At 60.6% G+C, this 21,950-nt stretch carries 20 protein-coding genes; 10 read left to right on the top strand and 10 right to left on the bottom strand.

The window, feature by feature from the left end:
* Nucleotides 1–5 precede the first annotated feature (5 nt).
* The 5 genes from G5S42_RS35110 to G5S42_RS35090 all read left to right on the top strand — a co-directional run bounded on the left by G5S42_RS35110 (nucleotide 6) and on the right by G5S42_RS35090 (nucleotide 5,204).
* Nucleotides 6–800: a crotonase/enoyl-CoA hydratase family protein gene (locus tag G5S42_RS35110; protein WP_176111333.1), complete on the top strand. Its 795-nt coding sequence runs from the start codon at nucleotides 6–8 to the stop codon at nucleotides 798–800.
* A gap of 48 nt (nucleotides 801–848) precedes the next feature.
* Nucleotides 849–2,090 carry a CaiB/BaiF CoA transferase family protein gene (locus G5S42_RS35105; RefSeq protein ID WP_176111332.1) on the top strand — a complete coding sequence of 414 codons (1,242 nt, stop codon included), beginning with the start codon at nucleotides 849–851 and terminating at the stop codon, nucleotides 2,088–2,090.
* Nucleotides 2,091–2,259: 169 nt separating this feature from the next.
* Nucleotides 2,260–3,411, top strand: coding sequence for a Re/Si-specific NAD(P)(+) transhydrogenase subunit alpha (locus G5S42_RS35100; RefSeq protein WP_176111331.1), 1,152 nt, complete (start codon nucleotides 2,260–2,262; stop codon nucleotides 3,409–3,411).
* Nucleotides 3,412–3,428: 17 nt separating this feature from the next.
* Nucleotides 3,429–3,749 carry an NAD(P) transhydrogenase subunit alpha part 2 gene (locus G5S42_RS35095; RefSeq protein WP_018436118.1) on the top strand — a complete coding sequence of 107 codons (321 nt, stop codon included), beginning with the start codon at nucleotides 3,429–3,431 and terminating at the stop codon, nucleotides 3,747–3,749.
* Nucleotides 3,750–5,204: an NAD(P)(+) transhydrogenase (Re/Si-specific) subunit beta gene (locus G5S42_RS35090; protein WP_176111330.1), complete on the top strand. Its 1,455-nt coding sequence runs from the start codon at nucleotides 3,750–3,752 to the stop codon at nucleotides 5,202–5,204.
* Between the two features lie 729 nt (nucleotides 5,205–5,933).
* On the opposite strand, the gene G5S42_RS35085 is transcribed toward G5S42_RS35090, so the two are convergent.
* The gene (locus tag G5S42_RS35085; RefSeq protein ID WP_246392289.1) at nucleotides 5,934–6,806 is read right to left on the bottom strand and encodes an SDR family NAD(P)-dependent oxidoreductase; all 873 of its coding nucleotides are present in this window, start codon (nucleotides 6,804–6,806) and stop codon (nucleotides 5,934–5,936) included.
* 139 nt (nucleotides 6,807–6,945) lie between these two features.
* Here G5S42_RS35085 and G5S42_RS35080 point away from each other — a divergent pair, with 139 nt between their 5' ends.
* Entirely contained in the window at nucleotides 6,946–7,740 is a 795-nt protein-coding gene (locus tag G5S42_RS35080) for an IclR family transcriptional regulator (protein WP_176111329.1), read from the top strand.
* A gap of 109 nt (nucleotides 7,741–7,849) precedes the next feature.
* On the opposite strand, the gene G5S42_RS35075 is transcribed toward G5S42_RS35080, so the two are convergent.
* Entirely contained in the window at nucleotides 7,850–9,271 is a 1,422-nt protein-coding gene (locus G5S42_RS35075) for an MFS transporter (RefSeq protein WP_217710245.1), read from the bottom strand.
* Nucleotides 9,272–9,508: 237 nt separating this feature from the next.
* Here G5S42_RS35075 and G5S42_RS35070 point away from each other — a divergent pair, with 237 nt between their 5' ends.
* The 3 genes from G5S42_RS35070 to G5S42_RS35060 all read left to right on the top strand — a co-directional run bounded on the left by G5S42_RS35070 (nucleotide 9,509) and on the right by G5S42_RS35060 (nucleotide 12,391).
* Complete coding sequence (locus G5S42_RS35070; RefSeq protein ID WP_176111328.1) at nucleotides 9,509–10,705, top strand: amidohydrolase family protein; 1,197 nt, start codon at nucleotides 9,509–9,511, stop codon at nucleotides 10,703–10,705.
* Between the two features lie 135 nt (nucleotides 10,706–10,840).
* Entirely contained in the window at nucleotides 10,841–11,635 is a 795-nt protein-coding gene (locus tag G5S42_RS35065) for an enoyl-CoA hydratase/isomerase family protein (RefSeq protein ID WP_176111327.1), read from the top strand.
* A 60-nt stretch (nucleotides 11,636–11,695) separates the two neighbouring features.
* Nucleotides 11,696–12,391: an SDR family NAD(P)-dependent oxidoreductase gene (locus G5S42_RS35060; RefSeq protein WP_176111326.1), complete on the top strand. Its 696-nt coding sequence runs from the start codon at nucleotides 11,696–11,698 to the stop codon at nucleotides 12,389–12,391.
* Nucleotides 12,392–12,665: 274 nt separating this feature from the next.
* On the opposite strand, the gene G5S42_RS35055 is transcribed toward G5S42_RS35060, so the two are convergent.
* Together G5S42_RS35055 and G5S42_RS35050 are read right to left on the bottom strand one after the other, a co-directional pair.
* A complete protein-coding gene (locus tag G5S42_RS35055; protein ID WP_176111325.1) occupies nucleotides 12,666–13,508 on the bottom strand; it encodes an SDR family NAD(P)-dependent oxidoreductase in 843 nt (280 codons plus the stop codon).
* Between the two features lie 134 nt (nucleotides 13,509–13,642).
* A complete protein-coding gene (locus G5S42_RS35050) occupies nucleotides 13,643–14,794 on the bottom strand; it encodes an NADH:flavin oxidoreductase (protein ID WP_176111975.1) in 1,152 nt (383 codons plus the stop codon).
* Nucleotides 14,795–14,904: 110 nt separating this feature from the next.
* On the opposite strand from G5S42_RS35050, the gene G5S42_RS35045 reads away from it, so the two are divergent.
* Complete coding sequence (locus tag G5S42_RS35045) at nucleotides 14,905–15,369, top strand: PaaI family thioesterase (protein ID WP_176111324.1); 465 nt, start codon at nucleotides 14,905–14,907, stop codon at nucleotides 15,367–15,369.
* Between the two features lie 34 nt (nucleotides 15,370–15,403).
* Here G5S42_RS35045 and G5S42_RS35040 read toward each other — a convergent pair whose 3' ends face one another.
* The 6 genes from G5S42_RS35040 to G5S42_RS35015 all read right to left on the bottom strand — a co-directional run bounded on the left by G5S42_RS35040 (nucleotide 15,404) and on the right by G5S42_RS35015 (nucleotide 21,917).
* The gene (locus tag G5S42_RS35040; protein WP_246392287.1) at nucleotides 15,404–16,009 is read right to left on the bottom strand and encodes a TetR/AcrR family transcriptional regulator; all 606 of its coding nucleotides are present in this window, start codon (nucleotides 16,007–16,009) and stop codon (nucleotides 15,404–15,406) included.
* Nucleotides 16,010–16,214: 205 nt separating this feature from the next.
* Complete coding sequence (locus G5S42_RS35035; protein ID WP_176111322.1) at nucleotides 16,215–17,579, bottom strand: hypothetical protein; 1,365 nt, start codon at nucleotides 17,577–17,579, stop codon at nucleotides 16,215–16,217.
* Between the two features lie 31 nt (nucleotides 17,580–17,610).
* Complete coding sequence (locus G5S42_RS35030) at nucleotides 17,611–18,462, bottom strand: oxidoreductase (RefSeq protein WP_176111321.1); 852 nt, start codon at nucleotides 18,460–18,462, stop codon at nucleotides 17,611–17,613.
* 37 nt (nucleotides 18,463–18,499) lie between these two features.
* Complete coding sequence (locus tag G5S42_RS35025; protein ID WP_176111320.1) at nucleotides 18,500–19,885, bottom strand: hypothetical protein; 1,386 nt, start codon at nucleotides 19,883–19,885, stop codon at nucleotides 18,500–18,502.
* Entirely contained in the window at nucleotides 19,885–21,345 is a 1,461-nt protein-coding gene (locus G5S42_RS35020) for an acyl-CoA reductase (protein ID WP_176111319.1), read from the bottom strand. The genes G5S42_RS35025 and G5S42_RS35020 overlap by 1 nt, the downstream gene beginning before the upstream one ends.
* A gap of 74 nt (nucleotides 21,346–21,419) precedes the next feature.
* Complete coding sequence (locus G5S42_RS35015) at nucleotides 21,420–21,917, bottom strand: MarR family winged helix-turn-helix transcriptional regulator (protein ID WP_176111318.1); 498 nt, start codon at nucleotides 21,915–21,917, stop codon at nucleotides 21,420–21,422.
* Nucleotides 21,918–21,950: the final 33 nt, after the last annotated feature.

The raw sequence follows: 21,950 nt of genomic DNA, 5'->3' as shown, positions 1-21,950 counted from the left end.
ACTGCATGACTACTCGTCACGAGGACGGACAGATTCGCGTTGAGCAGCGCGGGAACCTGCTTTTGATGGGCATCGACCGGCCGGAAAAGCGCAACGGATTTACCCCGAAGATGTTCCGCGAACTGGCCATGGCTTACACGCAGCTCGAACAGAGCAGCGATATTTTTTGCGGGCTGGTCTACGCCGAAGGGGATCACTTTACGGCAGGGCTCGACATGCCGAAGATCGCGCCATTGCGCCGGGAAGGGAAATCCCTGCTTCCTGAAGGCGAGGTAGATCCGTTCAACTTGCGCGCGCCGCTGCGCACCAAGCCGGTCGTCATTGCGCTCAAGGGAATCTGTTTCACGGTTGCGGTCGAATTGATGCTCGCTTCGGAAGTGGCTGTGGCGGCCGATAACTGCCGTTTCTCCCAGCTTGAAGTCAAGCGGGGGATCATGGCAGGTTGTGGTGCGACGTTCCGCATGGTCCAGCGTGCCGGCTGGGGCAACGCGATGAAGGTACTACTTACTGGCGACGAATTCACCGCGGAAGAGGCGCGGCACATGAACTTCGTGCAGGATGTCGTGCCCGCGGGGCAGGAGTTCGACCGGGCGCTCGCGATCGCAGAGCGAATTGCGGCGCAGGCTCCGCTAGCCGTGCAGGCCACGATGCAGAACGCGCGGGTTTCACTGGGACAAGGCTGGCAGGATGCTTACGCGACCATTCAGTCGACCCAGCAGTTTCTCTACAACACTGAAGATGCCAAGGAAGGTGTTCAGTCCTTCATCGAAAAACGTGCGGCGAAATTCGTCGGCCGCTGATGCATGGCTTCCGGCGCAGCCGGTGCGAATTCAAGGGGACAGTTTGTTATGACAAAAGGCGCGTTGGCGGGTGTTCGCGTACTCGACCTGAGCCGTATTCTCGCGGGGCCGTGGGGGGCTCAAATGCTGGCGGATCTCGGCGCCGAGGTCATCAAGGTCGAGCGTCCGGGAAAGGGCGACGATTCGCGGCAATTCGGCCCACCGTTCCTGATGGATCGGGACGGCAAGGTCACGCGCGAGTCGACGTTTTTTATCAGCGCGAACCGCGGCAAGAAGTCGATCACCTGCGATATCTCTACGCCTGAAGGCCAGGCGCTGATCCGCTCGCTGGCTGCGCAATGCGACGTGTTGCTCGAGAACTACAAGGTGGGCGACCTCAAGCGTTACGGGCTCGACTACGAGAGCCTCAAGCTGGTCAATCCGCGCCTGATCTACTGTTCGATAACCGGGTTCGGCCAGACCGGACCGTATAGCCCACGGCCGGGCTATGACTCGATTTTCCAGGCGATGGGTGGCTTGATGAGCGTGACCGGAAACGGTGACGACGTGCCCGGCGGCGGCCCTATGAAAACCGGGCCCAGTCTTGCCGACATCCTCTGTGGTCAGTATGCCGCTTCGGCGATCATCGCGGCCCTCTATCACCGCGACGCGGCGCAAGGCGGTACTGGCGAAGGGCAGTACATCGACCTGGCATTGCTGGACGCGATGATCGCTGCCACATCGCACTATGCAAGCCAGTACCTCGTTTCCGGCCAGATTCCGATCCGGCGCGGTACCGAGGGCAATGGTGGCATGCCGTCCCGCATGTTCCGTTGCGCCGATCGCGACATCATGATCGTTGCCGGCAACAACGAGCAGTACACGCGAATGTGCAATGTTCTCGGGCATCCCGAACTTGCTACTGATCCGCGATTCAGCGAGATCGCTCTGCGCGTGAAGAATCGTCGTGCACTGGGCGAAGTGTTCGAGCCGCTGATCGTCGAATGGCAGAGCGATGAACTGCTCGCGGCACTCGACGCCGCCGGAGTGCCGGCTGGACCGATCAACAATCTGGAACAGGTGTTCGCAGATCCGCATGTGCAGGCACGCGCGATGTGCGTGGAAGTCGCGCACCCGCTCACAGATCAGGCCGTTCGTATGGTGGCGAATCCGGTCAAGATGTCGGGCACGCCTATCGATTCATACGGCGCGCCGCCGACGCTCGGCCAACATACGGACGACGTGCTGCGTGACGTGCTCGGTATGTCGCAGCCCGATATCGATGCTCTGCGCGAAAAGAAAGTTCTATAGAGCGCGGAAAAGCCTGTGAAGCGCATTCTTCGAGGGTGCGCTTTTTTTTATGGATTACCCATCAGTTCCTTGAGGGGTGCGTTGCGCCCGAAGGTCGAATGGTTGCTGCCTCCCGCAGCAGGCCTCGTGGGTACGTTCATACCACCCATATGCAATCAGGAGTACTTTGATGCACATTGGAATCCCCGCGGAAACGCGGGCGAACGAAAGCCGTGTGGCCGCGACACCCGAAACAGTCAGGAAATACGTCGCCCAGGGACACACGGTGACGATCCAGACCGGGGCGGGAATTGGCGCGAGCTATCCTGACGAGGCGTACATCGCCGTGGGCGCGCGGGTAGCCGACGCGGCTGCCGCCTTCGGCGCGGACCTCGTGCTCAAGGTTCAGTCGCCAACGCAGAGCGAATTGCCGTTGATGAAGCGTGGTTCGGTGCTCGTCGGCATGCTCGACCCCTTCAACGCCGACAATGCGACCACACTCGCCGCGGCTGGCGTCACCGCGTTCGCGCTCGAAGCCGCACCGCGCACGACGCGCGCACAGAGCCTCGATGTGCTGTCCTCGCAGGCCAATATCGCCGGGTACAAGGCGGTGCTCCTGGCTGCGAACCTTTATCCGCGCTTCATGCCGATGCTCATGACCGCCGCAGGCACCGTGAAGGCGGCGCGCGTGCTGATTCTTGGTGCGGGCGTGGCGGGTCTGCAGGCCATTGCCACGGCGCGGCGCCTTGGCGCGGTGATCGAAGCTTCCGATGTGCGCCCGGCGGTCAAGGAGCAGATCGAGTCTCTCGGCGGAAAGTTTCTCGACGTGCCGTTCGAAACCGATGAGGAACGCGAGGCCGCGCAGGGTGTCGGCGGCTATGCGAGGCCGATGCCGCCGTCGTGGCTCGCGCGCCAGTCGGCGCTGGTGCATGAGCGCGCAAAGCAGGCCGACATTGTCATCTCGACCGCACTGATTCCGGGCCGCGACGCGCCGACGCTGCTGCCTTCGGAAACCGTGCAGGCGATGAAGCCGGGCTCGGTCGTGATCGACCTCGCGGCGGGACGCGGTCCGGTCGCCGAGCAGGCCACGGGACGGCGCGGCGGCAATTGCCCCCTCACCGAGGCCGACAAGGTCGTGACGCACCATGGGGTGCAGATCTGCGGCTACACGAACCTCGCTTCGATGGTCGCCGCCGATGCCTCCGCGCTCTACGCGCGCAATCTGCTCGACTTCCTGAAGCTGATCGTCACGAAGGAGGGCATCCTCAACATCGATCCCGCGGACGACATCGTCGCGGCTACGCTGCTGGCCCGTGACGGCCAGGTCACGCGCAAGGCATGACGAGAAGGAGAACAGGAATGGAAGTGATCAATCATACGGTCATCAATCTGATCATCTTCGTGCTAGCCGTCTACGTCGGCTATCACGTGGTCTGGAACGTCACGCCTGCTCTGCATACGCCGCTGATGGCCGTGACCAATGCGATTTCGGCGATCGTCATCGTCGGCGCGATGCTGGCAACGGGACTGACCGTGGGCGGGGCGGGCAAGTTCTTCGGCACGTTCGCCGTGCTGCTCGCGGCCGTCAACGTGTTCGGCGGATTCCTCGTCACGCGGCGCATGCTGGAGATGTTCCGCAAGAAAGAGCCGAAGAAGCTCACCGGCAAGGAGGGTGCGTAAATGAGCATGAACCTCGTTACGCTGCTTTATTTGGTGGCGTCGGTCTGTTTCATTCAGGCGCTCAAAGGGCTTTCCAACCCGAGGAGCGCGCGCGCTGGCAATACCTTCGGCATGGTCGGCATGGCGATCGCCATTCTCACCACCCTTGCGCTCATCGTGAAGGAGTCCGCGCAGTTCGGCTCGAATCTCGGGCTCGGGCTTGCGTTGCTTTTCACGGCGCTCGTGGTGGGCGGCGGTCTTGGCGCGTATATCGCCGCACGCGTCGAGATGACGAAGATGCCCGAGCTGGTCGCGGCGATGCATTCGCTGATCGGTCTTGCTGCTGTCTGCATTGCGTACGCGGTAGTTTCCGATCCCGCCGCATTCGGGCTCGTTGCAGAAGATGCGCCGTATCCCGGCTTCCTGCCATACGGCAACCGTATCGAGCTGTTCATTGGCACCTTCGTCGGCGCGATTACGTTTAGCGGCTCGGTGATCGCCTTCGGCAAGCTGTCGGGCAAGTACAAGTTCCGGCTGTTTCAGGGCGGGCCCGTGGTCTACTCCGGCCAGCATCTGATCAACCTGATGCTCGCGCTCGCGATGCTCGGCTTCGGTGTCCTGTTCTTCCTCACGCAATCGTGGCTGCCGTTCATCATCATGACAATCATCGCGTTCGTGCTCGGTGTGCTGATCATCATTCCGATCGGTGGTGCGGACATGCCGGTGGTCGTGTCGATGCTGAACTCCTACTCGGGCTGGGCGGCGGCGGGTATCGGCTTCTCGCTGAACAACGCGATGCTGATCATCGCGGGTTCGCTCGTGGGCTCTTCCGGCGCGATTCTGTCGTACATCATGTGCCACGCGATGAACCGCTCGTTCTTCAGCGTGCTGCTTGGCGGCTTCGGCGGCGAGGCTGGCTCAGCGGCAGCGGCTGGCGCGCAGGAGCAGCGTCCGGTGAAGTCGGGCTCCGCCGATGATGCGTCGTTCATGCTGGGCAACGCCGAGAGTGTCGTGATCGTGCCGGGCTACGGTCTCGCGGTGGCGCGCGCGCAGCATGCGCTGAAGGAACTGACCGACAAGCTCGTCGAAAAGGGCGTGGACGTGCGCTATGCGATTCACCCCGTGGCGGGCCGCATGCCCGGTCACATGAACGTGCTGCTCGCGGAAGCCGAGGTGCCCTACGACCTCGTGTTCGAAATGGAGGACATCAACAACGAATTCGGCCAGACCGACGTAGTGCTGGTGCTCGGCGCGAACGACGTGGTGAATCCAGCGGCGAAGAACGATCCGAAGTCGCCGATCGCGGGCATGCCGATCATCGAAGCGTACAAGGCGCGCACGATCATCGTGAACAAGCGCTCGATGGCCGCGGGTTATGCGGGCCTCGACAACGAGCTCTTCTACATGGACAAGACGATGATGGTGTTCGGCGATGCGAAGAAGGTAATCGAAGAAATGGTAAAAAATTGCAGCTAGGGGGCGAGTCATGACGACCGGGATAGGCAATAGTCGCATCGCAAGTACAGACCAGTCAGCAGTAGGAAAAATCGACTCGGACAGGGAGGGCCGGGACATCTCGCGCCCGCATCAAGGTTCGGACGCTGCCGGACGAGGCGGGAAGTCACCGCCGTGGGCCTGGGGGAACTGCCGCAGCGAATTCGACTGGATGGACGTGCACTTGCCGTCCTTCACGTCGGAATGGTTTTAAGAACCTTCTTAACAGACGGTTCGAAACCGCACTCTCCGCGATCGGCCTCCAACTTCTAGCGCGACGCGGGGCAGCCGGCCCTGCATTGCTCTGGAGGGCCGGCTCGGTGGTCTTCTCGCGCGTCGCTCTCTCGCGATGCGCATCCAACTCGACGTTTCCCCACAAGCCGTTGATTGTTTTTGCGGGCGACGGTGAGCCTTGGAGGCTGCACGTGCAAACGCTCCTGCGTCGACGAACACATCAAAAACCAGCGATGAAAAAAACGCCTTGGCTCGGTGTCCCGCAGCCAAGGCCAAACTCCACACGCTCTCGCGAAGTGTGTGAGAGGAGAAGTCGTCCCTGATCACTCTTCGATCTTGGTGTTACGCGCCGGGCGCAAAATCATTTCTCGGATCGAAGTTCGCGATAATGCAACGATCTGTTTAGTTAGATCATTTCTTAATCTATCGAAATGCAACTGTTCGTTTCATATATTGCACTACGTTCAAAAAGACGCACTAAAGCATTGACTGCCCGCCGTCCACACTGATAGTCTGCCCTGTTATGAAATTAGCGTCGTCACTGCACAGAAATGCAACTGTTCGTCCAATATCGCGCTGAGGATCGCCGAAGCGCCCAACTGCAATTTCAGAGAGATAGCGAGTGCGTTCCTGGGGGTTGGCCTCGAGGTAGGCTTCGGCAGCAGGCGTTAGCGCTGCCGGGCAAATTACATTGACGGTAATGCCATAGGCGCCCCATTCGCGCGCCGCGACGCGCGAGAGACCACGAATGCCCTCCTTGGTTGCGGCGTACGCGCCGAACCCCTTGAGACCTTCGATGCCGGTGCGTGAACCGAAGTTGATGATGGCGCCGCGGCCTCGCGACTTCATCTGCGGCAATACGGCTTGCATGAAATACAGCGTACCGTATAGGCCCGACTCGAGCGTATTACTCCAGTCATCGTCGGTAACAGACTCAACTGGTACACCCGGGCTGCTGCTTTGCGCATTGTTGATAAGCGCGTCTACACGTCCGAACCGCTCGACGGCAAGCTCGACTGTCCGAACGGCGTCGGCGCGATTGCGCGTATCACCGGGCACCACGAGCACTCGTGAGCCATGGGCGGTCAATTCCTCTGCAGCCTGCGTGAGTTTGGCCTCCGTACGGCCAGTCAGGACCAGGCTCGCTCCTTCGGCGGCAAGTGCGCGGGCAATACCGAGTCCGAGGCCTTGCCCACCTCCGGTCACAATGGCGACCTTTTCTGCCAGTTTTTTCGTGTGCATGTGTGAGTCCGAAAGTGATGGTGAATGGTGTTGTTCGGCGCGCAAGCGCACCTCGGGGATGTTCCGGAAAGTGATGCCCGGCATTCCAATTTTATGAACGTCGTTCAACTATATCGTAACAAGAGAGCGGGGGCGCCCTGGCGTATTCCCGAATTCGGATGGCGCAAAAGTGTGCCACATTGCGATCGTTGTAAAACTATGTGAATAGTTCCCGTATAATCGATACAGTCAATTCATGGGGAAAATCATGTTGAAAGAGACCTCAGCGCCGGCGGACCGGGACGTCAGCGGGCCGCGCTCGCTGACCCGACTCCTCGGAATTTTCGATGTTCTGGCAAAGTCTCCGGACGGTATGTCGCTGGCAGAACTGAACGTCGCCCTCGAGTCACCCAAGAGCAGCCTGCTCAATCTGCTGAGGCCTCTAGTGGCGGAAGGGTTCTTGATGCACGACGCAGGCCGCTATCGTTTAGGGCCGTCGATCTTCCGGTTGTCCGCGGGTGTGATGGCCGCGTGGAACTTCTCGAAGATGCTGCGCCCGTTCCTGGTGGATCTCTCGAAGAGCACCAATGAAACCGTGTATATCGGTGTCCTTGACGCCGAGCACAAAGAGATCACCTATGTCGACGTGATCGAAAGCGAGCAATCGGTGCGCTATTCAATGCACATCGGTCTGCGTCGCCCGCTCTATTGCACGGCTGCGGGACGCGTACTGCTGGCCCACGCACCGGACGCTTTCGTTACCGATTACATGAAGTCGGTCAAGTTCGAGCGCCGCACGCCGCAAACGATCGCAACGAAGAAGGCGCTGCGTGACGAACTCGATCATATTCTCCAAAGCGGCCTGTCGGTGAGTCGCGGCGAACTGCTGCCGGATTCCGCCGGTGTGTCGTCGCCGATCTTCGGGCCGAATGGCAATGTGATCGCGGCGATGGCGATTGGTGCGCCGCTCGAGCGCTTCGACCGCGAACGTCATCGACTCGAAGAGAACATGATCAGAGTCGCTCAGCGGGCGTCCGCGTTGGGGCAAGCAGAAGAGGAGTGACTGGCCGGGCGGTCGGCTGCGCGGTGAAGCGCGTGCTTCACCGCGCAGTGGGCGTGGCGCAGTTTGAGATGCGTTGCACCTAAGCCCAACGCATCGATCGAAACGACAATCAGTTGGTACGACGCTTCGGCAGCATGGAAGCGATCAGCAGTCCGGCAATCGAACTGCAGGCAATGTAGACGAATACCGAAACATAGCCGCTATCGGCGGGAAACGATGCACCGCTGTGTCCGGCCGTCGCGCTGCGCAGTAGTGAAAAGACCGCCTGGGCGCCTACCGCGAAGAAACACGAGAAGAACACGTAGAGCATGCCCGTTGCCTCGCCTGTCTGATGTGCAGGCGTCGTTTCCACGATCTGGTTGTACAGCGCAGTGCTCGTAAAGGCGAGGCCGAACGAGCACAGCACCGCACCTGGCACGAAGAGCAGCAGGTTGCGATGAAGCACGATCAGTGAGGCCCAGGCCAGGGCCAGTATGAGCATGCCGATCATGGCAGCGGGGCGGGCCTTGTAGCGGGCCGCAACACGGCCGCTCCACGGGCTTGCGACCAGCGCGACGATGTTGATGCTAAACATCAGCAGTCCAGCCGTCGTTGCGCTCAGCCCGAATCCGGCGTGCGTGCCGGCAGGTTGCTGGGCGAGCAGCGAGAAAACCTGCCCCAACTGCATGGCGCCAGCCGCGAGGAATGCCATGCATGCATTCGCCAATACGACTTCGCGCATTTTCAGCAGACGTACGTTGATGAGCGGATGACGGGCTCCGAGTTGATGGCGTGCCCAGAGTCCGAGCACGATCATCCCGCCAACGATCAAAGCCCATAGCCGCACATCGCCGAGTCCCCACGCGCGGATTTCCTGCACTGCGAAGAGGATGGCACACAGTGCCGGAGCGAACGCAAGGCCTCGAATGTAGTCGATCCGGACGCCGGGATTCGGCGGAGACGGTGGTGCCCACGCGCGTACGGCGGCGACGGCGACGACGCACAGCGCGACTTTGAACCAGAAGCCGCCCTGCCACGAATAATGATCCACGACGACGCCCGCGCAGATGTAAATCAGCCCCGCCGACACCATTCCCGCCGCACTGATCAATCCGACCGCGGCAGGCACCCTGGCGGGTGGCAGGTTCTCACGAACCAACCCGATTGAGAGCGGCGTGATGCCTGCCGCGATCGATTGCATCGCACAACCCGCGACGAGTATGCCGACGTCGGTCGCGCACGCCGCGACGACTGCGCCGACCGCAGCGACAGACATCACCACCAGCAGGATTCTGCGGTAGCCCAACAGGTCACCGAGTCGCCCACTCACCGCTGCAAAGGCGGCCGAGCCGAGCCAGTATGCGGTCACGGTCCAGCTCACGGAGTTCGACGCAGGAAAGGCCTTGTAGAGCGTGACCAGCACCGTATAGATGACGGTGATGCCAGACGAAGCCGCTACCGCGGCAAGCAGGATCGCGATCGTGAACCCACGTGGTGGTCCCGCTACGCGTTGCGCTCGGTGTGCCTGCGGGGAGAGTACTTCTGCTTGCATGAACGTCTCCGGTTGCATGTATCGTTTCGATTATACTTATATACGAACACTGTTCGCATTGATGTTTTTGTACGAGCGATCGATGCAGGCGACAAGGATGGTGAGGGCGCTCCCCGATATCAAATCGATATCGACGCTTTTGAGTTCGATATGAGAGTTTTTCGGTCGATGGCTTGACCCGATACTTCTCTCAAGGGCGCTCGTTCAGCAGCGCTCTCCACGATCAGGAGATAGAACATGCAAGCGTATCAAGGGAAGATCTACGACGCGGACACGCACTTCTACGAAGTCGAGGACGCATTCAGCCGCTACTTGCCCGAGCAGTTCAGGAAGGACTGGTCGTTTACCAGCCGCGTGACGGCAGACGGCAATCGCTGCATGTATGTCGGTGACCGCAAGGTGGAAATCAGCGAGGGCTACACCTCGGCCGAGGGGCACGTGCCGCCGCCGGGCAAACTGCATGAATGGTTGCGCGCGATGAAGGAAGGCAAAGATAACGTCGATATGCGGGTGCCCCCGACCCCGGACATGTTCAACCGCGACGCGCGTTTGCAGAAGATGGACCAATTCGGTGTCGAGGCCTGCACGATGTACATCGGCGAAATGGTCGCGTGTATTTCATATCTCAACGAGCCGGTCGCGGCCAACGCGGTTCTGCATGCGTACAACCGCTGGATGCTCGAAGACTGGGGTTTCAACTATAAGGATCGCATCTACACGACGCCGGTCGTCACGCTCGACGATCTCGATGCCGCTGTCGCAGAGGCCAAGTGGCTCGTGGCGAACGGCGTGCGCGTGGTCCTGATGCCGATGGGGCCGTTCAATGGCCGTGCGCCGGCGGACCCGTACTTCGATCCGTTCTGGTCGATTTTGAACGAGGCTGGCGTGCGCGTGACGTTCCACGTGTCGGAAGCGATCTACATGAAGGATCACATGGCGGTGTGGGGCGAGCCGGTGCAGCAGTCGCGCCAGCGTCAGACCGCCTTCGTCTGGATGCACGGCTACGGCGAGCGTCCCGTGATCGAGACGCTGTCGTCGTTCATCTTCTATAACTTCTTCGAGCGTTTCCCGCGCGTCAAGCTGTGCAGCGCGGAAAACGGCGCGGAATGGGTGCCGTCGATGCTCGTCAAAATGGACAAGTGCCGCGGGATGGCGAAGAATGGTTACTGGCCGTGCGGTCAGTTGAAGAAACGGCCGAGTCAGATCTTCAAGGAAAACGTCTTCGTGGTCGCGTATCCGGAGGACAACATCGCCCAGATCATCGCTCAAACGGATTCGTCGGACTTCCTTTTGATGGGCTCCGACTATCCGCACGCGGAAGGGGTGCCGGAACCGAAGGACTTTGCGTCGGAAGCATGCAATGCGCTGTCCGAAGAGGACACGCGCAAGATCATGTACGACAACGGTCGCAGGTTCATTCCGCTGCACGTGTGACCGGTTTTGCGCTGGGCGCCGGGTGTGCGCTGGTCGGCGTCATGCATTCGCACGGCAGCGCGAATGCAGCGTCCGACGACGGCGGCAGACTGTCCTGCCGTCCCGCCGGATTTCTTCATTGTGAATAGGTTAGCCATGAATATTTCGGACTATAAGGCGTTATTGCTCGAACGCGATGGCGGCATCCTGACCGTCACGCTCAACAGCCCTGAAACGTTGAACGCGTTCGACGAGCAGATGGACATCGAGATGTCGCGGCTCTTTCCCGATGTCGCCGAAGATGATGAAACCCGGGTCGTCGTGTTGACTGGCGCAGGGCGCGCTTTTAGCGCGGGTGGCGATATCGAGCACATGCAGCAGGTCATCGACAACCCGACGCTGTTTCTCGAAGGCATGCAGCGCGCGAAGAAAATTGTCTTCTCGATGCTCGATTGTCCGAAGCCGGTCATCGCAAAGATCAACGGTCATGCAATTGGCCTCGGCGCGACGATCGCGCTATTCTCGGATCTGAGCTACGCGGCCAATCACGCGAAGATCGGTGATCCGCACGTGAAAGTCGGCTTCGTGGCGGGCGATGGCGGCGCGGTGATCTGGCCGCAGCTGGTGGGCTATGCGAAGGCCAAGGAATACCTGTTGACGGGCGACCTCGTCACCGCGGAAGAGGCAGCACGACTGGGTCTCATCAATCATGCGGTGCCGGCCGACGAGCTGGATGCCGTGGTCGACGCCATGGCGAGGCGTCTCGCCAACGGCGCTTCACGCGCGATCCAGTGGACCAAGGCGTCGATCAACATCGGCCTGAAGCAACTTGCGCATTCCATTCTCGACGCGTCGATTGCATACGAGGCGTTGTCGAACCTGACGGAAGACCATCAAGAGGCGGTCAACGCGTTTCGCGAGAAACGCGAGCCGGTGTTCAAGGGACGTTGAGCTTTTTACTGCGTGCGGCTTTAGCGATGTGGGCGGCGGGCGCGGCCAGGGAGATCTGACATGCAACGGGTAGTGGCGGTAACGGGTGGATTCGGCGCGCTTGGGCGCACGGTTGGTCGCGTGTTTGCTGAGAACGGCTGGGAGGTTGCGCTGATCGACAAGGCGCCTGCGCCAGAGAACGCGAGCGCGGAGCAACTGCACGCTTCGTGGTGGCGAGGCGGCGTCGAGCTAACTGATCTCGATTCGGCGCGCTCGGCGATCTCGGATCTCGTCGAGCAGCTTGGCAAGCTTGATGCGATCGTCAACATAGCGGGGGGCTTTCGCTGGGAGACGTTGGCGGACGGCAGTCTGGACACGTGGGATCTGATGTACCAGATGAACGTGCGCACGGCAGCGACTGCGTCGAAAGCCGCGCTCGACTATATTGCCAACAGCGCGGAAGGCGGACGCATCATCAATATCGGAGCCGGCGCTGCACTGAAGGCGGGCGCGGGCATGGGAGCGTATACGGCTTCGAAGTCGGGGGTGATGCGTTTGACCGAGGCGCTGGCCGAGGAACTCAAGGGCAGCTCCGTTACCGTCAACGCTATCTTGCCAGGCATCATCGATACGCCGCAAAACCGCAAGGATATGCCGGACGCCGACTTTTCCCGTTGGGTGCGGGCTGAAGAAATCGCCAACGTGATTCTCTTTCTCGCGTCGGGTGCCGCGTCGGGGGTAACCGGCGCGTTGATTCCGGTGACCGGGCGCACGTAAAAAAACCGCAAGCGATGGTCCAGCGGGCAGTCAGGCGAGATGTCCCGAGCGTTTTCTGTCTCGTTGGATGGTCAAACAGGCCACACCAAATGCAGTTCAAGCATACCGTTGGCTAGTCCGCTGCTGGCGACGGCATTCTTCGCCGTATCGAGGCGGACCTCCGGGATGGCCCTGGTCCACTCCTCGACCATGATCGCCACTTCGCTGCGCGCAAGGCCGGCGCCCGGGCAGGTGTGTACGCCTTTCGCGGCGTTCGCTCATCCAGCCTTGAAACTCAGTTGATCGATCTGACTTGGCCGCCATCGACACGATAGTTGGCACCGGTCATGTAACCGGATAGCGGACTGGCCAGCAGGGTGACCATGCGGCCGATATCCTCCGGCTCGCCGAACTTGCCGGCCGAATTGACGAAGATCTGGGAGGTAAAGCGGCGCTCCACCTCTGCCCAGTCATCGACATCCCAACCCTGCTTCATTGCGAGATCGGTAAACGTACTTTTGACCGCAGGCGACATGATGATGCCGGGCGTCACGGTGTTGACCGTGATCCCTGTCGCGGCGAGTGTCTTGGCAAGCGATGCGCTCATGTTGACCATCGCCGCCTTGATGGCCTGATATTCGGCAAGATCGGGCTCCACTTGTGTGGCGGCCGCGCTTCCGATATTGATGATGCGCCCGAAGCCGCGCTCCTTCATTCCTGGAACGAGCTTCTGGACAAGCCTGACGGCCGCGCCGACATTCTGCTCGAAGGTCCAGAGCCAATCGGTCCAAGCCGTCTCGAGCCAGGCTGGATTCATCGCACCACCTTTGCCGTCCATACGATGTGAGCTAGCACGGCCGCCGGCGTTGTTCACCAGGATGTCAACTCCGCCGAGCCGCTCGATGATCTGATCCGCGACGCCGTTGCAAGCCGCCTCATCGGATAAGTCACCCACGACATAAGAAACCTTGCCTCCGGCAGTCGTGATTGCTTCTGCCACGCTCCGGCAACGTCCTTCATTGCGGCCGTGTACGACCACGACGGCGCCCTCGCGAGCCAGGACTTTTGCGATGCCTTCGCCAATTCCAGAGTTGCTGCCGGTGACCAGTGCGCGCTTGCCTCCAAGCTGCAGATCCATTGTCAGTTTCTCCCGCTCATAGAAAATGTCCTCATCGTGTCGCCGCTTGCCCAGAAGCGGCGATCTCGGCCGCCGTGAGATTGCGCCGGAGCGTGAGTCCGCCAGTGACATGAGGGCAGTGCGAACAATGCACTCTAAGTTAGTCGTGCGAGCGAATCGTTGCTGAATCCGAGGAACGGCTCGCCAAGCCGCGCGCGCCGCGCCCAGTTTGGATCATGCAGAAGCGAGCGTCCTACGCCAACGAGATCGAATTCGCCGCGCGAAAAGCGATCGAGCAGAGGGGTGAGATCGGGCTGCGCGGAGGTCTCGTCCCCGGCCATCGAATCGTAGTAGCCCTTGTTAATGCCGATTCCACCAACAGCCATCGAAAGCCTGCCGGTTACCTTCTTCACCCAACCGGCGAGATTCATTTCTGAGCCCGGGAATTCCGCCCGATTGAAGTACCGGGTGCTCGCCTCGAAGATGTCGACGCCCGCGTCCGCGAGCGGGGCGAGGATCTGTTCAAGCTCGTGCGGATCGTTGGCGAGACGCGCGCGGAAATCCTGCTGTTTCCACTGGGAGAAGCGAAACGTGATCGGCATCGTGGCGCCGATCGCTTCGCGAATTGCGCGAACGACTTCGGTGGCGAAGCGGCTGCGCGCTGCCAGATTTTTGCCCCATTGATCCGTGCGCTGATTGGTTTCGGCCCACAGAAACGCGTCGATCAGATAGCCGTGACCACCGTGAATCGCGATTCCGTCGAAGCCCGCGGCCTTCGCATAGCGGGCGCTTCGACCATAGGCCGCAATGACGTCCGCGATCTCGGTGTCGGTCATCGGGCGAGTTGGCGTCATGACCCGCTCCATGTAGCCTGCGTTCAGCGATGTCGTTCGTCCCGCCGGCCCCCACAATCCGGAGGGGCGCAGCGGTGCCGCAGCCGGGAAGGGGCCCGTATTCGCTTCCTTCATCGGACCCATGTGCCACAACTGAGGAAAGATGATGCCGCCACTTGCATGCACTTCGTCCGTCACGCGGCGCCAGGCGGTAACGGATTCGTCGTCGACCAGCACCGGGATCGAATTTTCGCCTAGTCCCGCTTCGCCAAGTGCTGCCGGATGATCGACACCAACGCCTTCCGTGATGATGAGACCTGTCTCGCCCTGCGCACGGCGCTTGTAGTAGGACGCGACGTCACTGCCAGGCAGTCCATTGGGTGAAAAGCCGCGGGTCATGGGTGACATGACGATACGGTTGGCAAGCGTGACGCCCCGTACGGTGAGGGGCGTAAAGAGCGATCCGATATCCATGGGGCGTTCATATAATTGACTTTCGTGCGAATAATGATACGCTATCTTTGATTGAGGAAGAAAGAAAATCTGCCGCCGTGTTACATCCGGCGTCGAAGAGGAGAATTGCATTGGAGCAAACAGACGCACTGGCCGTCTTCTGCGGGCAAGCATATGACGAAGGGCCCATTCCAGAAGGATTTGCGTTGATGCCGGCGTTTGGGCCCTTCCATCAGATGTTCGGACCAACGTACTTTCGTAAGACCGAGCGCGGACACGTGATTGGGATGTATGTCCGCGAGGCGCATCGCAACCTCGGTCAGATGATGCACGGCGGCGCGGTTTGCATGCTCGCTGATACGGCCATTACATGGGCGAGCAAGCATTCGCGCGAGCCGGCGGTGAAAGTGTTGACGACGAGCTTGACCGTCAACTTCATGGGCAACGCTGAGCCCGGCGATTGGGTTGAAGCTCGTGTCGACGTTTTGCGTTCGGGAAGGCGAGTGATTTTCTCGGACTGTCAAATCTGGGCGAATGCAAAGTGCATTGCCCAGGCGTCGGGGCAGTTCCAGGTTATGGGGGCGTTTGACAACTAGTCCTTCGCGGGGCTAGAGAATGTAGCGCCCCACGTTACGGCATTGATCTGCCCCGAACCTTGTCCAGAGTCGCCCGATATTTCCACGCCGTCAACACGAACCGATGAATGCGTTCGGCCCGGCGTTTGCGTTCTGCACGCGTGGTTTGTATCGCAAGGTGGACTTCGGGCGCACCGGTGACCAACGTCAGCAGATCGCGCGCCGAGTTCGCAGGGTCGTCGATCTCGATCACTCCGCTGGCCGCGGCGGATTCGAGCGCGCTCGCGAGGGGCGCCAGCATCGTAGCTGTGTATTGCAGAAATTGTTTTGCGATGTCCGGGAAGCGCATCGCTTCGCCGATCACCAGTCGGGAAGTGTGCATGCTGTCCGGCGTCGCCATGTGCTCGACGAGCGCGTCGATGAGGGATGCCAGGTTCGTCGAAAAATCGCGGCCCGGCTCGACTTGCTGTGAAATCTTGCCGCGCAAATCAGCCATCCCGCGCCAGACGATGGCGCGAAACAACTCTTCCTTGGTTCCGAACTGACGGTAAATCGTCGTCTTGCTGACGCCCGCGATCGACGCGATTTCTTCGACTCTGGCAGCGCCGAAACCTTCTCTCATGAAGACCGATTTGGCGGCATCGAGGAGGCTCTCGCGCATCTGGAGCGCATCGTCGTGAGTGGGCCGCCCGGCCGTTCGCTGTTTGCCCGCGGCAGCGAGCCGCGAAGCTCCGTCGGGAGCAAGAACTGCCATAGGTTTGAACATCGGTGAGTGTTTTATGACGGATACAGGCCGCCAGTATACTCACGTGTCCCGGGGGGCGCCACTGAGGGCGCCCCTTCGTTCCACGTTCAGTGCGCGACGCTCAAACGTTGATCATGCCGCGTACATACGACTCCATCGTACCTGCGCACGAAAGCTTGTCTTCGCCTTCTTCGAGATCCGCATACCGGCCGACCTGCCTGACTAGCGGTCCCCGCAGTCCGTCGGTGTTGCCGGTCGGCGAAAAGTCGACGGTGACCTTGTCGCCGGTAATGAAACCGCCCCAGTATCCTTCGGCCAGCAGATCGAAGAACGCGAACCGCCCTTCGACGACACCCTGACCATCGGAAGGATTCAGCAGGTGCTCACCCGATTTGTCGAGAACGAACGGAACGATCCACGGGCAGATAGCGTAGCCCTGCGCAACGTCCGACCAGGGACCGGTGCCGATCATCTCGGTCATGCCATAGCTGTTCTGAACGTTCTCCGGCCGGATACCGTAAAAGCGGATGACCTGCTCGCGGTAGTCGGCGGGCGCGGCAGTGCCTTTCAATCCGCCTCCGGCCGTGATCACCGTGTCGGGGTGGCAGATTCCATCCACTATCCCGCGCTGGCGGGCGCGCTCCACGAGAGTCCAGTGCAACGACCAGTTGCCTTGCACGAGCACGGGGACTTCCCGGCGCGCCGTAAGCTTGTCGAGAAACCGGTCGATCATCGCGCCTGTGTGTCGCTGGCGTGCCACCGCCTGCTCCTGGAATGCCGCGACTTCACTTGGCTTGGCGGAGCCATCGGCCATTGCACGACGCATGCGGCCCATCGAGATCGTTGAAGATGCGAGCACCGGGTCGTCGAACATCAAGGTGCTTTCGGCGCCGAGTCGCTTTGCTGCGTTCAGTACCGGCTCAATATGCCGATGCGCCCCGCCCGGCGGCATCATCAGGAATACCGGACGTTTGCCGAAGTCTCTTTGGATCAATGCGTTGCCGTACACGCCCAGCTTCACGCAGGACTCGGTGACATTGTCGAGATCGGCTCGCGTCTGGCTGACGAAGCTGCACTTGCCGGACGTGCCGCTCGAGCTGAACACGTGATGACCTGCGTCGCGCAATCGATCCATCCACGCGTCGACGTTATTGACGCTGTTGACCTCGACGTCACCAACGCGTTTGCTCGATAGTGTCTGCAGCCAGACGGACAGATGCTTCCAGCGGCCGTTGTCGATGAACTGCTCAGGGTAGCTCTTGTAGATTTGATGCGCGAACAGCAGCGGCACCATGTCTGCGTGACGGTTGACGTCTGCGATGCCGACATCGTCCGCTCTGCGGCGCAGCAGCTTGATCTGCTCGCGGCGCTCGGCGAAGCGCTCTTTCATGGCTGCGAGCTGAAGCTCACGGAGATTCTCGGGGTGATTGCGGAAAGGGTCGCTTTCGCCACGAAGCATTGCGTAGAACGGGTCCAGAGCGGACATGTTGTCTCCTCTGCAGGAAATTGCTGCGATTTTATTGATCGAAATTGGTGGAACTCGAGACTTCAAGCCATGTTTCGAGGTTGTCCTGTACCGATGCGAGCTTTTTGCGGACGACGTCGACGGCGTCGGGACCGAGCGGCAGACGCAGCGGCGGCGCGTCTGCCGACACCGCGCGGACGATGGCCTCGGCGGCCTTCGCGGGGTCGCCCGCCTGGGTGCCGTGGTAGCTGCTCATATATCGGCGCATTTGCCCCACTGTCTCCGAGTAGTCGGGCAATTCGTTCTCGCTCCACTTCAGCGATCCACCCGCGAAGTTCGTGCGGAAACCGCCCGGCTCGACGAGGGTCACACCGATGCCAAACGGGTGGAGTTCCTGAGCCAGCGATTCTGAAAGCCCTTCGACCGCGTGCTTCGACGCGCAATAGAAGCTGCAGCCAGCGATGCCGATCACGCCGGCGACCGACGAGAAATTCACGATATGGCCGCGCTTACGCGCGCGAAAGTGGGGCAGCACCGCTCGTATCACATTGACCGTGCCAAAGACGTTGGTATCGAATAGTTCCCGCGCTTCCGCGTCGGAAACCTCTTCGAGTGCGCCAAACAGGCCATAGCCGGCATTGTTGACGAGTATGTCGATAGCGCCAGTGCGCTCGAGTGCCTGCCCAACGGCGCGTGGTACCGCCGCCGCATCGGTGACGTCGAGCAGCAGGCCGTGTGCGCGGCCGGGCGCAAGATTTTCAAAGGAGGCGATTTGCGTTTCATTGCGTACAGTGCCGACCACTTTGTCGCCGCGAGCGAGAACCGCCTCGGCCAGGGAGCGGCCGAAGCCGGACGAAACACCGGTGATAAACCACACGGCCGGACTTGTCGTTTGTTGTGTCATCGTTGAGCAGGTTCTGTAGATTTCTCGGGAGATAAGATCATCCGGCCGTGCGAGCCTCAGTCATGTCTGCTACTTCTCCGCGGACATAGGCGTCGATCGTTCCGGCGCAAGACAGCTTGTCGTCGCCGCCGGGCAGATCCTTGTAGCGAACGACGTCGCGAATGATGGGCGTGCGCACGCCGTCGATGCCATGACCAAACTCGACAGTGACCTTGTCGCCGCTGATGACCCCGCCCCAGCGACCATCCGCCAGCAAGTCGATCATCGCGAGCCGTCCTTCGACAACGCCTTTTCCATCGGGCGGATTGAGAAGTTCTTCGCCTTTGGAGTCGAGCACCAGCGGGACCAGCCACGGCGGTACGGCCCACGCCTTCGCTTCATGGAACCACGGGCAAAAGCCTGACACTTCGCCCATTCCGTAGCCGTCGTTGAAATTGGCCGAGTTGAAATTGAAGAAGCGTTCGCACTGCTGCTGGAAATCCTCGGGCAAGTTCGCGCCTTTTTTGCCGCCTCCGATACTGATGATCGTATCGGGATGGAACTCGCCGTCGGCGATGCCGCGTTCGCGGCCGGTGGCCACGATCTGGTACAGCATGCCCAGCATGCCCATGATGAACATGGGCTCACGGCGCCGGTCGAGCAATTGGTCGATGAAAAGCCGGAAATCGGCTTGTACGCGCTCGCTACGTTCCCGGCTCTCGTTCTGGAACGCCTCGATTTCACTTGGCAGCGCGGTACCGTCCGCGATCGCGCGTCGCATGCGTGCCATGCGCGTCGTGTGCGCGGCACTCTGCGGTACATCGGACATGTAGTGGAGGTCGCCGGGCACGGCAATGGATTCAGCGAACTTCGCCATCCGTTCCGTGCCGGTATAAGAGCCTGAAGAAGGCGTCAACAGAAACACCGGATAACGCCGCGACGGATCGCGCATGCCGCTCGCGGCCCACCGAATACCCTGGGCGAGCAGCCGCCATCCAAGTTCACGGTCGGCCTCGCTTTGGTATATGAAGGACTGCTTGCCCGACGTCCCGCTCGAACTCATCACGTAGTGTCCGTTGCGGCGCAACTCGTTGATCCAGTCATCGAGGTCGCGAATCGCGTCATATTGGAGTCCGTCGATCTTGCGCGTCGTGAGCGTTTGCAGCCACGCAGTGAGATGGCGCCATTTACCCTGCTCGATGAACGCATCCGGATAGCTTTTATATACGGCGTCGGCAAAGAGCAATGGCACGGCATCGCTGATGTTCTTCACTTCGGTAACGGCAGCCTCGCTGGCCCGCTTGTCGAGAATACGGATCTGCTGCCGTCGCTGTGCGAAGCGCTCGCCCACGGCCTGAAGCTGCATCGCGTGGAGGTTTTCGGGCGCATTCCGGAAAGGGTCGGCGACGTCCGTGAGTGGCAGTAGCTTAGAAAGGGCTTGCATCATCGAGTCCCCTCCTGATTCGGACCGGATTCCTCCGATACCCATTTCATGAATCGATGGATCGGGAACATGCCGTCATGGGGATAGCCGCCGACTCCGTCAGAAATCGACTCGCCCAGCGCCACCATGCGCTGGACACCAGCACAGGCGAGCGCATCGCGTACCTCCGTGACCCGGTGAGGCGGATAGATCCCCACCGTCTGCGTGGCGACCGTCGCGTGCCGCGCGCCATCGCGCAGGCTTGTTACAGGAACAACGTTGACGGTCTTGCAAATGGGGTGGAAATCCACCATTTCGTCAGAACGAATGACGAGCCCCTTGCCGTCATAGCCACCGAATACGCGATAGATCGGTTCCATTTCACGCAGCACGTCCACGGCCTCGCGAATGTCGGCGGGCACGAGCGGGCCTTGGCCGTCGCCGTACCGATAGTCTTCGCCGAGTGCGAGCGCTAGTTGCTCGCAGTAGCGGTCGGCGTCGTCTTCGTCGCCTTCGACGAATTGATACCGGCTAGCATTGCACGCGTCCTGATTAAACGACAGCACATCGGCTGCGCCCGCACGCGCGACCTCGCGCAGTACTTCGTCGGATGCAAAGGCCTCGCGGCCGATCAGCGAGATCGATACCTTCGGATCGAACGCGACCAGCTCGAGCCCGGGGCCGGCATAGCGCATCACATGCCGAACCGCGCTTTCGCCGCCCCACACGACGATTTTGTCGAAGTACTGCGGACGATAAAGAATCGACTCGACGTTTTCGTCGCCACCGCGCCAGTACGCGGCAGAGAACGACTGGGTAATCGGATGATCCGGGTCGATTTCGGCCATGGTGCGCAGGATTGCGGTGGCCGTGAAAAGATCGTTCGAAGGCAGCTTCAGCAGGTGAACACCCTTCGTCAGCGCCGCGCGCATGACCGTCATGGCTGCGACCATCGGCGAGTTGCCTGCGAGGATATGTACGAGGCGCGGGGGAAACGCGCGCAGACGACTCGGGCGCCCGCGCAGAGTACGTTCCACCCAACCGTCCACGAGGCGCGCGTCGCCGAGACTCACGCGCAGTTCGTCCTCGATCACTTCACGCAAGAAAAGATTGGGAATGTCGCGATAGCAGTTTTCGAGGATCCGTCGCCCGAGCGGACTGACCTTGATCATCGATTCGAGCGCCGCCTGCATCAGCGGATTGACGTCGAGGTGCAAACGCGGACCTAGTTCGACAAGAAAATCGATGATCTTCGCGACAGGAACATCGAAGGCAGGGCCGGATTCAGCGCGTGGCCACACCAAATCGTCTAATTCGATTTTAGGTGTGCAAAAGCCTTGCCCCAGATCGCGAGACACGTGTCTGAGCGCGCTTCCGGTGACGGTGCGCCCGCGGTATACGTGAGGAACCAGCAGCGGTGCGAGGCTGGCATCCTGCGCCGGGTCCGCGCTTTGCGTTACGGCTGCTTCGGTATGCTCCATGAACAACTCCTTTTCAGTAGCGGGTACGCGTCGACCTGAGCGCCGACGTGGATCGATCGGGGGGATCTGGCAGCTCAACTCAAGTTGGCGATCATCCGATCGAGCAGATTCCGGGCGGCTTCAACTTCATCCACTGTGAAGCCGTGAAGTTGGCGATTGCTTGTTTCGACGATGAGCGGCAGTGTCTCGCCTAACAGCTGTCGACCATCGTCTGTCAGTGCGAGCTCGACAGAACGTCTATCGGAAGTACTGCGGATCCGTTCAACCAATCCTCTTTTTTCGAGCGAATCGAGCTTGCGGGTCATGATGCTGCCGTCAGCGAGAAGTATTCGGCACAGGGCGGTAGGTGTACGAGCACGCTCGTCGAACAGCGCTTTCAAAATCCCCCACTGAATTGCAGAAAGTTTGCTCGCCGCGAGCTTCCGGTCGATTTCCGCGCCAAGCAGAAGATGAACCATGTTCATCTTGAACGCGACGCTTTCTTCTGTGCGGTACTCGTCCGGAGCAAGCGTATGCGCGAGTTCGGCGCTAGCCGGACGTCTCTGAAGTGCGGGGGATTCGAGTGGGGTCATCGATTACCTGCTAAAAAAATTTTTGCGTTTGCA

This window comes from Paraburkholderia youngii (assembly GCF_013366925.1).
GTDB lineage: Bacteria > Pseudomonadota > Gammaproteobacteria > Burkholderiales > Burkholderiaceae > Paraburkholderia > Paraburkholderia youngii.
The sequence above is the reverse complement of the archived record's forward strand: the minus strand, read 5'-3'. Positions and strand labels throughout refer to the sequence as shown.